General features: G+C 67.7%; 1 protein-coding gene. It reads right to left on the minus strand.

The features are described 5' to 3' along the window. On the minus strand, positions 1-220 hold a 220-nt coding region (locus tag H2O73_RS21775), incomplete at both ends, for a lipocalin-like domain-containing protein (RefSeq protein WP_182110878.1).

The following is a 220-nucleotide window of genomic DNA, read 5'->3' on the forward strand; positions in this document are numbered from 1 at the left end:
GGTCGGGGCTCAGCAGCTGGCTGCTCCATTCGCGGTCGAGCCAGCCTCGGCCGCTGACCTCGCGTGTCTCGCCGGCCAGGGTCACCTCGCCCTCGATATGCCAGAAGGGTTGGCTGTAGTAGTGGGAGCCCTGACCGTCGGCCGACTTCTGACTGAAGCCGCTGTCGCCATGCCGCACCAGGGGCCCTTTCGCCGTCAACTCGAGGCGATAGCCGAAGCG

Source organism: Vibrio marinisediminis (genome assembly GCF_014050145.1).
Lineage (GTDB): Bacteria > Pseudomonadota > Gammaproteobacteria > Enterobacterales > Vibrionaceae > Vibrio > Vibrio marinisediminis.